General features: G+C 66.2%; 14 protein-coding genes and 1 tRNA gene. 3 read left to right on the forward strand and 12 right to left on the reverse strand.

All coding sequences use genetic code 11. The features are described 5' to 3' along the window. Positions 1-2 precede the first annotated feature (2 nt). The 9 genes from nuoE to ACZK45_RS15160 all read right to left on the reverse strand — a co-directional run bounded on the left by nuoE (position 3) and on the right by ACZK45_RS15160 (position 6729). Complete coding sequence (gene nuoE, locus ACZK45_RS15120; protein ID WP_006381132.1) at positions 3-530, reverse strand: NADH-quinone oxidoreductase subunit NuoE; 528 nt, start codon at positions 528-530, stop codon at positions 3-5. Between the two features lie 97 nt (positions 531-627). Then, positions 628-1935: an NADH-quinone oxidoreductase subunit D gene (locus ACZK45_RS15125; protein WP_293797609.1), complete on the reverse strand. Its 1308-nt coding sequence runs from the start codon at positions 1933-1935 to the stop codon at positions 628-630. Continuing rightward, positions 1932-2681 (reverse strand): NADH-quinone oxidoreductase subunit C, encoded by a 750-nt coding sequence (locus tag ACZK45_RS15130; protein WP_005410462.1) that lies wholly within the window; start codon positions 2679-2681, stop codon positions 1932-1934. The genes ACZK45_RS15125 and ACZK45_RS15130 overlap by 4 nt, the downstream gene beginning before the upstream one ends. Before the next feature lie 33 nt (positions 2682-2714). Beyond that, positions 2715-3269 carry a NuoB/complex I 20 kDa subunit family protein gene (locus ACZK45_RS15135; protein ID WP_005410463.1) on the reverse strand — a complete coding sequence of 185 codons (555 nt, stop codon included), beginning with the start codon at positions 3267-3269 and terminating at the stop codon, positions 2715-2717. Next, a complete protein-coding gene (locus tag ACZK45_RS15140) occupies positions 3260-3616 on the reverse strand; it encodes an NADH-quinone oxidoreductase subunit A (protein ID WP_008265012.1) in 357 nt (118 codons plus the stop codon). Before ACZK45_RS15140 ends, ACZK45_RS15135 begins: the two co-directional genes overlap by 10 nt. Positions 3617-3727: 111 nt before the next feature. After that, a tRNA-Leu gene (locus ACZK45_RS15145) sits at positions 3728-3812 on the reverse strand. A 51-nt stretch (positions 3813-3863) separates the two neighbouring features. After that, complete coding sequence (gene secG / locus ACZK45_RS15150) at positions 3864-4301, reverse strand: preprotein translocase subunit SecG (RefSeq protein WP_010486424.1); 438 nt, start codon at positions 4299-4301, stop codon at positions 3864-3866. A gap of 31 nt (positions 4302-4332) precedes the next feature. Further along, entirely contained in the window at positions 4333-5088 is a 756-nt protein-coding gene (gene tpiA / locus ACZK45_RS15155; protein WP_032128643.1) for a triose-phosphate isomerase, read from the reverse strand. A 705-nt stretch (positions 5089-5793) separates the two neighbouring features. Continuing rightward, positions 5794-6729: an isopenicillin N synthase family dioxygenase gene (locus ACZK45_RS15160; protein WP_032128257.1), complete on the reverse strand. Its 936-nt coding sequence runs from the start codon at positions 6727-6729 to the stop codon at positions 5794-5796. 195 nt (positions 6730-6924) lie between these two features. Between ACZK45_RS15160 and ACZK45_RS15165 the strand changes: the two genes are divergently transcribed. Genes ACZK45_RS15165 through ACZK45_RS15175 form a run of 3 tightly spaced genes read left to right on the forward strand, consistent with a single transcriptional unit; the run spans position 6925 to position 10827 of the window. Further along, positions 6925-8811, forward strand: a complete 1887-nt coding sequence (locus ACZK45_RS15165; protein WP_478444881.1) for a DUF3413 domain-containing protein — start codon at positions 6925-6927, stop codon at positions 8809-8811. A gap of 20 nt (positions 8812-8831) precedes the next feature. Beyond that, the gene (locus ACZK45_RS15170) at positions 8832-9977 is read left to right on the forward strand and encodes a glycosyltransferase family 4 protein (RefSeq protein ID WP_032128255.1); all 1146 of its coding nucleotides are present in this window, start codon (positions 8832-8834) and stop codon (positions 9975-9977) included. Beyond that, positions 9970-10827 (forward strand): polysaccharide deacetylase family protein, encoded by an 858-nt coding sequence (locus ACZK45_RS15175; RefSeq protein WP_478444882.1) that lies wholly within the window; start codon positions 9970-9972, stop codon positions 10825-10827. The genes ACZK45_RS15170 and ACZK45_RS15175 overlap by 8 nt, the downstream gene beginning before the upstream one ends. An 81-nt stretch (positions 10828-10908) precedes the next feature. Here ACZK45_RS15175 and glmM read toward each other — a convergent pair whose 3' ends face one another. The 3 genes from glmM to trpA form a co-directional block, all read right to left on the reverse strand. Continuing rightward, a complete protein-coding gene (gene glmM / locus ACZK45_RS15180) occupies positions 10909-12270 on the reverse strand; it encodes a phosphoglucosamine mutase (RefSeq protein ID WP_032128253.1) in 1362 nt (453 codons plus the stop codon). Next, positions 12270-13145, reverse strand: coding sequence for an acetyl-CoA carboxylase, carboxyltransferase subunit beta (accD, locus tag ACZK45_RS15185; RefSeq protein WP_005410473.1), 876 nt, complete (start codon positions 13143-13145; stop codon positions 12270-12272). Before accD ends, glmM begins: the two co-directional genes overlap by 1 nt. A gap of 261 nt (positions 13146-13406) precedes the next feature. Then, positions 13407-14216, reverse strand: a complete 810-nt coding sequence (gene trpA, locus ACZK45_RS15190; RefSeq protein ID WP_125895659.1) for a tryptophan synthase subunit alpha — start codon at positions 14214-14216, stop codon at positions 13407-13409.

Genomic DNA, 14216 nt, shown 5'->3' on the forward strand with positions numbered 1-14216 from the left:
CCTTACTCCAGCCCGTCCAGCAGCTCGTCGACCTTTTCCAGGGTCAGACGCTCATGGTAGTGACCGTTGATGACCATCATCGGCGCGCCGCCACAACCGGCCAGGCACTCTTCCTCGCGCTTGAGGTAGACGCGGCCGTCCGGGGTCGATTCACCGTGCTTGATGCCCAGCTTCTTCTCGCAATGGCGGACGATGTCCTCAGCGCCATTGAGCCAGCAGCTGATGTTGGTGCAGATGGCCACGTTGTTGCGGCCCACCTTCTCGGTCTCGAACATCGAGTAGAAGCTGGCGACCTCATAGGCCCACACCGGCGGCAGGTCGAGGTACTTGGCCACGCCGGCGATCAGTTCGTCGGTCAGCCAGCCCTCGTTCTGCTCCTGGGCCGCATGCAGGCCCTGCAGCACGGCAGAGCGCTTGCGGTCCGGCGGGAACTTGGACAGCCAGTGATCGATGTGAGCGCGGGTCTTGTCGCTCAGCACCACCATCGGGTCGACGTCGCGCGCCGCCTCGAAATTACCTGTCGCCTTCATCGGCCGACCTCAGCGAAATGCATAACGTGAAATTCCAGAAACTGCGGCGCCGGCTTGCGCCGGCTGCCTGCAGCGGGCGTTGGCGTGGCGGACGGCATTACCGGTCAACCTCGCCGAACACCAGGTCGTAGGTACCGATCATCGCCACCACGTCGGCCAGCATGTGGCCGCGCACGATCGAATCGATCGAGGACAGGTGGGCGAAGCCCGGTGCACGCAGGTGCACGCGGAACGGCTTGTTGGCGCCATCGGAGACCAGGTAGCAGCCGAACTCGCCCTTGGGCGCTTCCACTGCCGCGTAGGTTTCCCCGGCCGGCACGCAATAGCCTTCGCTGAACAGCTTGAAGTGGTGGATCAGCGCTTCCATGTCGTCCTTCATGTCCTCGCGCTTGGGCGGAGCGACCTTGAAGTTCTTGACCATGACCGGGCCGGGGTTGGCCTTCAGCCACGCCACGCACTGCTTGATGATGCGGTTGGACTCGCGCATTTCGGCAACGCGGACCAGGTAGCGGTCGTAGCAGTCGCCTTCCTTGCCCAGCGGGATGTCGAAATCGACGGCATCGTACTTGGCATACGGACGCTTCTTGCGAAGGTCCCAGGCAATGCCCGAGCCACGCAGCATCACGCCGGTCATGCCCCACTGGTGGGCCAGTTCCGGAGTGACCACGCCGATGCCGACGGTACGCTGCTTCCAGATACGGTTGTCGGTCAGCAGGGTTTCGTATTCGTCGATGCGCTTGGGGAACTCGACGGTGAAGTTCTCCAGGAAGTCCAGCAGCGAGCCTTCGCGCGAAGCATTGAGCTGCTTCAGCGCCTTGCCCTTGTGCCAGCGCGATTCCTTGTACTTCGGCATGTGGCCCGGCAGATCGCGGTAGACACCGCCCGGACGGTAGTACGCCGCGTGCATGCGCGCGCCGGAGACCGCTTCGTAGCAGTCCATCAGCTCTTCGCGCTCGCGGAAGGCGTACAGCATCACCGCCATCGCACCCAGGTCGAGCGCGTTGGAACCCAGCCACATCAGGTGGTTGAGGATGCGGGTGATTTCGTCGTACATGGTGCGGATGTACTGCGCACGCTCCGGCGCTTCGATGCCCATCAGGGTCTCGATCGCGCGCACGTAGGCGTGCTCGTTGCACATCATCGACACGTAATCCAGGCGATCCATGTAGCCGATCGACTGGTTGAACGGCTTGGACTCGGCCAGCTTTTCGGTACCACGGTGCAGCAGACCCACGTGCGGGTCGGCGCGCATGATGGTTTCGCCGTCCATTTCCAGGATCAGGCGCAGCACACCGTGCGCGGCCGGATGCTGCGGGCCGAAGTTCATGGTGTAGTTGCGGATTTCCTGCCGGCTTTCGGCGGCGTTGCTGGCGAAGGCTTCGCCGGCCTGGTGTACGTGGCTCACTTCACTGCCTCCTGCGCGCGCTCACCTTCTGCGGTCTGCAGACGGGCGTCGTCGCGGATCACGCGCGGCACGCCGACACGCGGCTCCACCGAGGTGACCGGTTCGTAGATCACGCGCTTCTTTTCTTCGTCGTAGCGGACTTCGACATTGCCGATCAGCGGGAAGTCCTTGCGGAACGGATGGCCGACGAAACCGTAGTCGGTCAGGATCCGGCGCAGGTCCGGGTGGCCTTCGAAGATCACGCCGTACAGGTCGAACGCTTCGCGCTCGAACCAGTTCAGGCCCGGCCAGATGCCGGTCAGCGAGGACACCACCGGCAGCGCTTCGTCAGGGGCGAAGCAGCGCAGGTGCATCATCAGGTTGTGCTGGTACGAACGCAGCTGGGCGACCACGGCGAAGCGCTGGGTCGGCATGTGCTGCGGGCGGGCACCGTCGGCGCCGTTTTCCTCGGTGGGGAACTCGCCCCACGCGAAACGGCCCTGGGCCTTGCCTTCGACGCCACGGCTGAAGCCCTGCGAGGACACGTCGGCGGTGTCCCATTCGTCGGAGCCATAACCGAGGTAGTCGACGCCACAGAGATCCACGGCCTGCTCGAAACCAAACTCGTCACGCAGCGCCAGGGCGGTGGCGTGCCACTCGGCGGCAGGCACTTCCAGCGTCACTTCGCCGCGGGGTTCGACCACGATGACCTTCGCACCTGCGAAACGTGCGGAGAGTCGGTCGATGAAGGATGCTTGCTCTGCCATGGGGGCTTGGCGCGCTCTTGTCAGGTGAAGGGGTCAGCGGGCGATGGTCTGTGTACGCCAGATCTTCTTCTGCAGCTGCAGGATCCCGTACACCAGCGCCTCGGCGGTCGGCGGGCAGCCCGGGACGTAGACGTCCACCGGCACCACGCGATCACAGCCGCGCACCACAGAATAGGAGTAGTGGTAATAGCCGCCACCATTGGCGCAGCTACCCATCGAGATGACCCACTTCGGGTCCGGCATCTGGTCGTAGACCTTGCGCAGCGCCGGGGCCATCTTGTTGACCAGGGTACCGGCCACGATCATCACGTCGGACTGACGCGGCGACGGGCGGAACACCACGCCGTAGCGGTCAAGGTCCAGACGCGCGGCGCCGGCATGCATCATCTCGACCGCGCAGCAGGCCAGACCGAAGGTCATCGGCCACATCGAGCCGGTGCGCGCCCAGTTCAGCAGTGCATCGACGCTGGTGGTGACGAAGCCCTTTTCCAGCAGCGGGTTGTCGCCTTCCGGCCGCAGGATGTCATCAACCCGGCCTTCCGGCGTGGGGTTGTTCATGAGGCCATCGAGAGTCTGAATCACTCCCATTCCAGCGCTCCCTTCTTCCAGACGTAAATGAAACCGAGGAACAGCATGCCGACGAACAGGCCCATGGTGATGAGCGAACGGGCACCCAGCTCCATGAAGACCTGGGTCCACGGCACGATGAAGATGATTTCCAGGTCGAAGACGATGAACTGGATCGCGATCAGGTAATAGCGCACGTCGAACTTCATGCGCGCGTCTTCGAAGGCCTCGAAGCCGCACTCGTACGGCGACAGCTTTTCCAGATCGGGGCGGCGGGGACCGAGGAATCGACCAACCAGCATCAGCGTAATGCCGATACCGGTGGCAACGATCAGAAACAGCAGAGACGGCAAATATTCGGCCAGCACAGCGATTCTCTCTTGCCTCTGCCGCCGCGCCTGCAGGCGCTTTGGCATGGGGGAGTGGACGGGAATCTGCCTGGCGCCTTGCGCGCCAGACGAACCCGCTTTACTTACAAATGGTGCCCAAGAGGGGACTCGAACCCCTACGACTTGCGTCGCTACCACCTCAAGGTAGTGCGTCTACCAATTCCGCCACCTGGGCAAACGATCACATCAGACTATCTTCCCGATGCGCCGCGTATTGTAACCGGCTTCAGTCTTTCTGGGAGCCTTCCGAAGGCTTTTCTTCACCAGAAACCGAAGATTCCGCCTGAGCCGGCACATTCGCGGCCGGAACCGGGGCGGCCGGGACCGCATCGGCCTTCGGAACGGCCGGCAATTCGCCCGCCGGAGCCGCCGGAGCGACTGCCGCCGGTGCGGACATCAGGCCCAGATCCTGGTCGGCCGCCGGGCGGCTGCCATGACCGGCATACCAGGCCATGAAGAGACTGATGCCGAAGAACACGACAGCCAGCCACTTGGTCGACTTGGACAGGAAGTTCGAGGCGCCGCGCGCACCGAACACCGTACCCGAGGCACCGGCACCAAAGCCCGAACCCGCCGCCGCACCCGAGCCACGCTGCATCAGGATCAGCGCGATCATGGCCACAGCGACCAGCACGTAGACGACATTGAGGATCAACATCAGCATTGGAAACCGCCCTCGGACAAAACTTCTAGGATTAGTTCGCGGCCGCCGCCCGTGCGATGGCCAGGAAGTCCGCGGCCACCAGGGAGGCGCCGCCGACCAGCCCACCATCGACATCCGGCTGCGCGAACAGTTCCCCGGCATTGTCGGGCTTCACGCTACCGCCGTAAACAATGGGCAGTGAATCAGCGATTCTAGCATCGATACGCGCGACTTCGCCACGGATGAACGCGTGCACCTGTTGCGCCTGCTCCTTGGTAGCGGTACGGCCGGTACCGATGGCCCAGACCGGCTCGTAGGCGACCACGGCCTTGGCGAAACCGGCCGCGCCGACCAGCTCCAGCACCGGCGCCAGCTGGCCGGCGATGACCGCTTCGGTCTGCCCGGCCTCGCGCTGCTCCAAGGTCTCGCCCACGCACAGCACCGGCACCAGGCCGGCGTGCTGGGCGGCGGCGAACTTGCGTGCGACCAGCTCGCTGCTTTCGTGGTGGTACTGGCGGCGCTCGGAATGGCCGACCAAGCCATAGCGGGCGCCGACCTCGACCAGCATGGCGGCGCAGACCTCGCCGGTGTAGGCGCCCTTCTCGTTGCTGCTCACGTCCTGCGCGCCAAAGGCCAGGCCGGTCTCGCCAAAGTCCTCGACCAGCTCGCCCAGGTACGGCAGCGGCGGCAGGATCACCACGTCCACCCCCTCCAGCGGCAGCCCGGCGGCGACCTGCCCCAGCAGTTCATTGGCGAATTGACGGCTGCCATGCAGCTTCCAGTTTCCGGCGACGATCTTGCGGCGCATGAGCGGGTGGCTCCTATGTGAAGTCAGCCGGTCATGATACCCGTTACGGCAAAAATCCGTTTCCGTGTAAGCGGTTACATGGATTTTCAGCCAACGGCGCAGCCCCTCGTGGCGGGCCGGCTGGGTTGGGTGGGTCGCGGTGAGCCCGGTTGGATTTGGGGCTTGGCCGCGGCATCCATGCCGCGGACACCCCCGCCATCCCCACCCGCCCGGCCTCTGACACATTGCGGCGGTTCCGCCCGCCACGGAAAGAAAAAAGAAGATCAAGAGCAAAAGCGGCATTCCAGGTACCCCTGCCCCGCTTCGATCCAACAGATCTCATCCACGCATGGCGTGGATCTACCGTGTCGACCAAGGTCGACACCTACCGGGAATCGCGATTTACCCACCGTCACCGGGAAACTGTCGGGGGTGGGGCGGTGTGGGTTGGCAGGACCGTTGGCGCCATGGGCCCGAGGCATGCCTCGGGCGGGTTGGGCAGGACGCCCAACCCCGGTCTTGCCGTGTGCGCAGGACAGCGCACACGAGCAAGGCGCCATCGGGCCCCCAGGGACGGGTTTACGGCGTGTCCTGCCAACCCACACTGCCCCGCCCAACCAGCAGAAACCCAGAGCCGCATTGGCTTTGGCTTTGGCTTTGGCCTCTGCGGGTGCAGGGCACAGCCCTGCAAAGAAAAAGGCCGCCTTTCGGCGGCCTCACTTCTCATTACTTCAGCTTGATCTCGCGCAGGCGTTCCTCGAGGAAGCCATGGGCGGTGATCGCCTCCGGGTACCGGCTCGGGTTCTCCGGGGTGATGCAGGACGGCAGCACGTCGATCAGATAGTCCGGGTTCGGATGCAGGAAGAACGGCACCGAGTAGCGCGGCTGGCGCGCCAGCTCACCCGGGGGGTTGACCACGCGGTGGATGGTCGACGGGTACACGTGGTTGGTCAGGCGCTGCAGCATGTCGCCGATGTTGACCACGATGGTGTCCGCGTCCGAGGTGAACGGCACCCACTCGCCCTCGTGCGACTGCACTTCCAGGCCCGCGGCGCTGGCGCCGACCAGCAGGGTGATGAAGTTGATGTCGCCATGCGCGCCGGCGCGCACGTTCGGGATGTCGTCGGTGGTGATCGGCGGGTAGTGGATCGGGCGCAGGATCGAGTTGCCGAAGTTGGTCTTGTCGGCGAAGAAGTCTTCCGGCAGGCCGATGTGCAGGGCCAGCGCCGACAGCACGCGCGACCCCAGGTTGTCCAGCGCCTGGTACAGGCCGTAACCGCGCTCGCGGAAGCCCTCGACCTCGGTCGGCCACAGGTTCGGCGCCATCACATCACGGTACTTGGAGTCGTCGGCGATCTCGCGACCGATGTGCCAGAACTCCTTCAGGTCGAAATGCTTGGAGCCCTTGGCGGTCTCCACGCCGAACGGGGTGTAGCCGCGGGCGCCGCCACTGCCGGCCACGTGGTACTTGCGCTTGACCTCCTCCGGCAGGGCGAAGAAGGCCTTGAAGGCATCGTAGGCCGCGTCGATGTCGGCCTGCGGGATGCCGTGGTTGCGGATGCCCGCGAATCCCCATTGGCGGTAGGCCGCGCCCAGCTCGGCCACGAAGGCCTCGCGGTCGCTGTCGAAACGGGTGATGTCGAGGGTGGGGATCTGGCTCACAGCGGTTCCTGGCTTGTCGTTGGGTCTGGAAGGGCCAGCGCATTCATGGCCCACCTGAACATTGTGACAGATCGCCGGGGGGACGCCACTCGATACGAAGAAACAAACCGATACAATGCGCAACCCGCGCGCGGATTAACGATTCCGTCACAACCGGGACTCCCGCCCCTGCTCCACCTGCCGCCTCCGTCCTTCATGCGCCCTGCTGCTCCTTCTGCCAACACCTCCCTGCCCTCCGGCCCGGCACGTCACTGGCGCCGATTGGCCTGGTGGTCGCTGTTCGTGGCCGGCAACGCGCTGCTGGCGATGGCGATCACGCTCGGCAACGTACCGCTGGCCGACAACCCCGGTGGCGCAATCGGCCTGGTTTACCTGTCCGTCGCTCTGCCGGGGCATCTGCTCGCCTTCGGTGCCCTCGCAGGCCTGCTGCCGCTGCTGCTGGGCCTGTGGCAGCGCAGCACGCGCACGCTGAGCATCAGCGCCGTGCTGCTGCAGGGCCTGTGGCTGTGCCTGCTGCTGGTTGATGCGAAGGTTTTCACTCTGTATCGGTTCCACCTCAATGCCATGGTGGTGAACATGGTGTTCGGCGGCGCGCTGCAGGACCAGGTCGCGTTGTCCTGGAAAACCTGGCTGCAGGCCGGACTGCTGGTCGCCGCCATCTTCGCCGCCGAAGGCCTGCTGGCCTGGGCATGCTGGAAGCTGTTGCCCGCCCTGCCCCGCCGCCGCCGGGTCCTGCAGGCCTGGGCGGTGGTCGCTCTGCTGATGGGGGGGGGCCAGGTCGCCACCGCCTACTACGATGCCCGCGGCGACCGCGACGTCATCGCGCAGTGGAACTACCTGCCCTGGGCGCAGCCGATCACCGCCAAGAGCTTCATGCGCAAACTGGGCGTTGTCAGCGAACAGCAGGCTGGCCTGCCTGACCCGCGCCATGCGCAGCTGCTGTATCCGCTGCAGCCCCTGCGCTGCCAGAACCCACATCGGCCGAATGTGCTGATGGTGGTGCTGGAGTCGCTGCGCCAGGACGCCATGACGCCGCAGCTGATGCCCAATACGACGGCACTGGCACAGGCTTCGCGCGTGTACGACCAGCATTTCAGCACCGGCAACGCCACCCGCTACGGCCTGTTCGGCCTGCTCTACGGCCTGCCCGGCGGCTACTGGCAGAGCATGCTGGACGAACAGCGCGGCTCGCAGCTGTTCCAGGTGCTGGGCCAGCAGGGCTACGACCTGCACCTGTACGGCAGCGCGCCGCTGTACAGCCCGGAGTTCGACCGCACCGCCTTCGCCGACGTACGCGACCAGCTGCACCAGGGCCCCTCCGCCCTGACACCCGACAAGCGTGACGCAGCCATCGTCACCGCGCTGCAGAGCGACATCCGCACCAGCCAGGCCGCGCAGCACCCGTGGTTCGGCTTCGTGTTCCTCGACTCCACCCACGCCGGCTACCACCTGCCCGCCAGCTACCCGCCGGTGGCCACGCCGATGGCCAAGGAGATCGACTTCCTGTCCTTCGGCCCGGACCACGACCCGACGCCGGAGCTCAACCGCTACCGCACCGCCGTGCACTACGCAGACAGCCTGATCGGCTCGCTGCTGGACGACCTTCGCGCACAAGGCCTGGCCGAGAACACCATCGTGCTGGTCACCGGTGACCATGCCGAAGAGTTCAACGACCTCAAGCTGAACTACTGGGGCCACAACGGCAACTTCTCCGACTACCAGCTGCAGGTGCCGTTCGTGCTGCACTGGCCAGGCCAGGCCAGCGGCCATGAGATGCGCACCAGTTCGCATGAGGACTGGGTGCCGACGTTGATGCGCCACGCACTGGGCTGCGAGAACGCACTGAGCGACTTCAGTACTGGCCAGGACCTGCTGGCCGCGCCCACCACCAGCGAACGTGCGCTGGTGGTGGAGAGCTGGTCGCAGCGCGCGGTACGCCATGGCGATGCCATCTACGTGTTCGACAAGTTCGGCAACGCCACCGCACTCGACCGGCACTACCGTCCGCTGCCGCAGCAGGCGCCGGACGCCGCCGCCATCCGCTCCGCATGGGAAGCGCTGACCCGCTTCCGCAACCGCTGAACTTCAAGGACCGATCCTGCATGAACCGTCCGCTGCGCATCCTGCATACCGAAGCCGCCAAGGGAATGGGCGGGCAGGAGATCTACATCTTCCGGCACATGCAGGTGATGCGCGCGCGTGGCCATGAAGTGTCGTTGCTGTGCCAGCCCGATGCGCGCCTGGCCACACTGGCACGCGACGACGGTTTCACCGTGCATACGCTGCGCATGGGAGGCCTGGCGCGCCTGCTGCGCGGCGTGTGGTCGGTATCGCGACTGGTGCGCCGCGAACGCTACGACGTGGTCAACACCACCAGCCGCCGCGATGCGCTGATCGCCGCCGCCGGTGCACGCCTGGGCGGCACGCCGCTGGTGGTGCGCTCGCGCCACCTGATGAGCCCGGTCAATTCGCTGCTGACCTATACCGGGCTTCCGCACCGGGTTTTGACCGTCAGCAGTTTCGTCAAGCAACTGCTGGCCGACCGTGGCATTCCGGCCGAGCGCATCGGCATCGTGCCGCCGATTGCGGTTCCGCCGCGCTGGAGCGAGATCCGCAAGGCCGATCCCTGGCAGTGCCTGCAGGACGCGCGCGCGCAGGTGCGTGCCGAGCTCGGTTTCGGCGAACAGGACATCGTGGTCGGCTGCGTGGCGGTACTGCGCGAGCCCAAGGGCCATGCCGACCTGCTGCAGGCGATGATCCCGCTGTGCAAGGCCAACCCGGACCTGCACCTGGTGATCGTCGGTGATGGCCAGGCCGTGACGGAACGACTGCAGGCGATGTGCGCCGAGCACGGCCTGCAGCGCCAGGTGCACCTGCTCGGCTACCGCGATGGAGCCTGCCGGCTGATGGCCGGCTTCGACATCTTCGCGCTGGCCTCGCACAAGGAAGCGGCCGGCACCGTGTTCCTGGAAGCGGCTTATGTGGGCGTACCGATCGTAGCCACGCGGGTGGGTGGCGTGCCGGAGATGGTGGTCGATGGCAGCAATGCGATCCTCACCCGTTTGGGAGACAATGCCGCCCTGACAGGTGCCTTGCGCCTGCTGGTGGACGACCCGGAACGGCGGCGGCAGATGGGCCGCGCTGGCTGGGACTGGATGCACGGCGCACACCGCTTCACGCCGGACGGCCACGGTGAAGCCACCGAACACTACTACCACCAGTGGCTGAAGGAGCTGGGACATGGATGATGCGCGAACCGTTCCGGTGCTGATGCACCACCATGTCAGCCCTTCGCCGGGCATGATCACCGTGTCGCCGGAAAACTTCGAAAGCCAGATCGCGTGGCTGGCAGGCAATGGCTGGACCTCACTGACGCTGGACCAGTACGCCGGCTTCCTGGCCGGCAAGCCGGTGCCGCGCAAGTCGATCGTCATCACCTTCGACGATGGCTACCTGGACAACTGGGTGTATGCTCATCCGATCCTGCAGAAGTACGGCATGCATGCCGTGGTGTTCGTGGTCACCGGCTGGATGGGCGAAGGCCCGGAACGTCCGCATGCCGGCATTGCCGGAGCGACGCTGCCTTCGACGCCGGACCATCGCGGCTGCGAAGCGGCGATCTACGAGCAGGACCGCAGTGACGACGTGATGATGCGCTGGAGCGAAGCACGTGCGGCCATCGCCGCCGGCACCTTCGAAGTGCATTGCCACACCCATACCCACACCCGCTGGCTGCGCCGTGACGATCTGGACCGTGCGCAGCGCCGCGCGGGCCTGAGCCGGGATCTGGCGATCTCGCGCGAAGTCCTGCAGGACAAGCTTGGCGACGTGTCCGATACCTTGTGCTGGCCGTACGGTGATTTCGACCAGGATCACATCGAAGTGGCGCGCGAGCAGGGCTTCCGCTACCTGCACACCACCCACCCGTTCGGCCGCAACGTGATCGGTGGCGACCCGGAACGCATCTATCGTTTTGCGATCCGCAACCGCCCGGCCAACTGGCTGCGCAAGCGCATCCGCCTGAGTTACAACCCGCTGATCGCGCCGCTGTTCAATGGGTTCAAGGCACGCCAGAAGAAGATGGTGCCGGGGCCATGAGCACGCCATCCTCCCGGGCCGCTGCAAAAGAAAACGCCCCGGAATTCCGGGGCGCTTTCTTTGTACGGATGTGCAGTCGCCTCAGCTGGCGGCTTCACGCACCGCAGCGGACAAGCGGTCCAGCGTCTGCTGCATCAGCGTAGCGTCATCGGCTTCCACGGTGACCCGAACCACCGGCTCGGTACCGGACGGCCGCAGGAACGCGCGGCCACGGCCGGCTACGGCCTGCTGCGCCACGGCCAGCGCGGACTGCACGCTTTCAGACTGCACCGTGGCCTTGGCCGAGACATTGCCCAGACGCACGTTGACGGTCTTCTGCGGCACCCGCACCAGGCCCTTCAGTGCCTGGCGCAGGGTCTGCCCACTGTTGCGCAGCGCGACCAGCACCTGCAGAGCGCTGACGATGCCATCACCGGTGGTGGCCCGGTCCAGGCACAGCAGATGGCCCGACGCTTCCCCACCGAGTACACCGCCGCCTTCGACCAATGCCTGGTGCACGTAGCGGTCACCAACGTTGCTGCGCACGAACGGGATCTGCAGATCGGCGAAAGCTTTCTCCACGCCGTAGTTGCTCATCAGCGTGCCGACCACCGGGCCGCGCAGGCGGCCTTCGTCCTTCCAGGCGCGGGCCAGGATGTACAGCAGGTCGTCACCGTCGACCGGGTTGCCCTGGTCGTCGGCCATCAGCACACGGTCGCCATCACCATCGAACGCGATGCCGAGATCTGCACGGGTCTCGCGGACTTTGGCCGCCAGGTTGTCGATATGGGTGGAACCCACGCCGGCGTTGATGTTGACGCCGTTGGGCTCGGCACCGATGCCGATCACCTCGGCCCCCAGTTCGCGGAACAGCAGCGGTGCGATCTGGTAGGTGGCGCCGTGTGCGCAATCCAGCACCAGGCGCACGCCACGCAGGTCGAACGCGCGCGGCACGCTGGCCTTGCAGAACTCGATGTAGCGGCCGACCGCTTCACGCGCACGCGATGCCTTGCCCAGCTTCTCCGATTCGGCGGTGGTGAACGGAACGTCCAGCGCCGCTTCCAGGGCAAGTTCGGTGGCATCGTCGAGCTTCTCGCCCTGGGCCGAGAAGAACTTGATGCCGTTGTCGTAATGCGGGTTGTGCGAGGCGCTGATGACGATGCCGGCGTCCACGCCCAGCGTGCGGGTCAGGAACGCCACCGCCGGGGTCGGCATCGGCCCCAGCAGCTGTACGTCGGCGCCGGCGGCGACCAGGCCGGCTTCCAGTGCCGCTTCGAACATGTAACCGGAAATGCGGGTGTCCTTGCCGATCACCACGATCGGCCGGCGCCCGTCCTGGCCGCGCTGGGCGACCAGGACACGGCCCAGGGCATTGCCCAGGCGCAGCACGAAGTCGGCCGAGATCACGCCCTGGCCGACCCGCCCACGGATGCCATCAGTACCGAAGTACTTGCGGCCTCCCATCAAGCCACCTCCGGCGCCGGCTGACGGCCCAGCATTGCCAGCAGATCGGACAGGCGGTCGCGCATTTCGCGGCGGTCGCAGATCTGGTCGATGGCACCGTGCTCCAACAGGAACTCCGAGCGCTGGAAGCCTTCCGGCAGCTTCTCGCGCACGGTCTGCTCGATCACGCGCGGGCCGGCGAAGCCGATCAGCGCCTGCGGTTCGGCGATGTTGATGTCGCCCAGCATCGCGAACGAGGCCGACACACCACCGGTGGTCGGGTGGGTCAGCACCGAGATGTACGGCAGGCCCGCTTCACGCAGCTTGCCCAGCGCGGCCGAGGTCTTGGCCATCTGCATCAGCGAGAACAGGCCTTCCTGCATGCGCGCACCGCCACTCTGCGAGAAGCACACGTACGGGGCGCCGATCTCGACCGCGGTTTCGGCGGCCAGCGCGAAACGCTCACCCACCACCGAGCCCATCGAGCCACCCATGAAGGCGAAGTCGAAGGACGAGGCCACCAGTGCACGGCCCTTGAGCAGACCGCGCATGGCGATCAGCGCGTCATATTCGCCGGTGTTCTTCTGCGCGATCTTGATGCGCTCGCTGTACTTCTTCTGGTCCTTGAACTTGAGCAGGTCGGTCGGACCCAGGCGCGCACCGATCTCGGTGGTGCTGTCGGCGTCGAACAGGGCGGCCAGGCGCGCACGTGCGCGGATCGCCATGTGGTGGCCGCACTTCGGGCAGACCTCCAGGTTCTCTTCCAGTTCCGGACGGTACAACGCGCTGCCGCAGTTGCTGCACTTTTCCCACAGGCCCTCGGGGACACTGCGCTTCTTGCTGGGGGTGTTGTCGGTGCGGATGCCGGACGGCATCAACTTGCTGAGCCAACTCATGCGGGAGGACACTTCCGTTCAGGGCGGCCCAAGGGCCGCAAAGGCGGACAGTCTAGCTCCGCTTTCCCCGCCCGTGCACCCCCTTGCCAGCCACGGGGCCGCCGGAAAAAACCATGCTGGGACGTACGTTTAGGTGCGGGGAAGTGCCGGCCGCTGGCCGGCAACCCTTGTGTTTGGACCGATGGGTAGTGCCGGCCGCTGGCCGGCAGCCCCTGCGCGCAGGCCGGCATGGAGGATGCCGGCCAGCGGCCGGCCGTCCTGTTACGCGTCCAGCGCTTGCCGCAGCGGGGCCAGGAAGGCCCGGGCGCGCTGCGCGGCCTCCTCAGCCGAGCCCGCTTCGGCCAGCGCCGCCACCAGCGCGCTGCCGACCACCACGCCGTCGGCCTGGCGGGCCATCGCCGCAGCACTGTCGGCATCCTTGATGCCGAAGCCGGCCACCACTGGCACCGAAGCGCGCGCGCGCAGGGCCTGCAGGCGGGCACTGGCGGCATCGCTGTCCAGGCGCTCGGACGCGCCGGTGACACCGGCAAAGCTGACGTAGTAGAGGTAGCCACGGGCCAGCGCCAGCAGCTTGTCGGCGCGCGCTTCGCTGGTAGTCGGCGACGCCAGCAGGACCAGTGCCAGGCCCGCTGCATCGAAGGCCTGCTGCGCTTCGCCGGCTTCTTCCGGCGGCAGGTCGACCAGCAGAACGCCGTCCACACCGGCCTCCACGGCTGCCGTTGCGAAGGCCGCGTAGCCATGGATCTCCACCGGATTCAGGTAGCCCATCAGCACCACCGGCGTCTGAGCGTCACGCTCGCGGAACTGCGCAACGGCCTTCAGCACGTAGCGGCTGCCAGCACCACGCGCCAGCGCGCGCTCGGAGCTGCGCTGGATGGTCGGGCCGTCGGCCATCGGGTCGGAGAACGGCACGCCCAGTTCGATCACATCGGCACCGGCATCGACCAGCGCGTGCATGACCGGCACGGTGGCCTCCAGCGAGGGATCACCGGCGGTGATGAAGGGAATCAGCGCCTTGCGCTGCTGCTCGCGCAGTCGCTGGAAACAGGCATCGAGTCGGGAAACAGGCAT

It is taken from the genome of Stenotrophomonas sp. 63632_Sma (assembly GCF_056482875.1).

What these genes read in the sequence shown, in the direction of transcription:
- trpA (WP_125895659.1), bottom strand. Translation starts at nt 14,216, where the DNA reads ATGCCTGTTTCCCGACTCGATGCCTGTTTCCAGCGACTGCGCGAGCAG.
- ACZK45_RS15130 (WP_005410462.1), bottom strand. Translation starts at nt 2,681, where the DNA reads ATGGCAGAGCAAGCATCCTTCATCGACCGACTCTCCGCACGTTTCGCA.
- nuoE (WP_006381132.1), bottom strand. Translation starts at nt 530, where the DNA reads ATGAAGGCGACAGGTAATTTCGAGGCGGCGCGCGACGTCGACCCGATG.
- tpiA (WP_032128643.1), bottom strand. Translation starts at nt 5,088, where the DNA reads ATGCGCCGCAAGATCGTCGCCGGAAACTGGAAGCTGCATGGCAGCCGT.
- ACZK45_RS15170 (WP_032128255.1), top strand. Translation starts at nt 8,832, where the DNA reads ATGAACCGTCCGCTGCGCATCCTGCATACCGAAGCCGCCAAGGGAATG.
- ACZK45_RS15135 (WP_005410463.1), bottom strand. Translation starts at nt 3,269, where the DNA reads ATGGGAGTGATTCAGACTCTCGATGGCCTCATGAACAACCCCACGCCG.
- glmM (WP_032128253.1), bottom strand. Translation starts at nt 12,270, where the DNA reads ATGGGAGGCCGCAAGTACTTCGGTACTGATGGCATCCGTGGGCGGGTC.
- accD (WP_005410473.1), bottom strand. Translation starts at nt 13,145, where the DNA reads ATGAGTTGGCTCAGCAAGTTGATGCCGTCCGGCATCCGCACCGACAAC.
- secG (WP_010486424.1), bottom strand. Translation starts at nt 4,301, where the DNA reads ATGCTGATGTTGATCCTCAATGTCGTCTACGTGCTGGTCGCTGTGGCC.
- ACZK45_RS15175 (WP_478444882.1), top strand. Translation starts at nt 9,970, where the DNA reads ATGGATGATGCGCGAACCGTTCCGGTGCTGATGCACCACCATGTCAGC.
- ACZK45_RS15165 (WP_478444881.1), top strand. Translation starts at nt 6,925, where the DNA reads ATGCGCCCTGCTGCTCCTTCTGCCAACACCTCCCTGCCCTCCGGCCCG.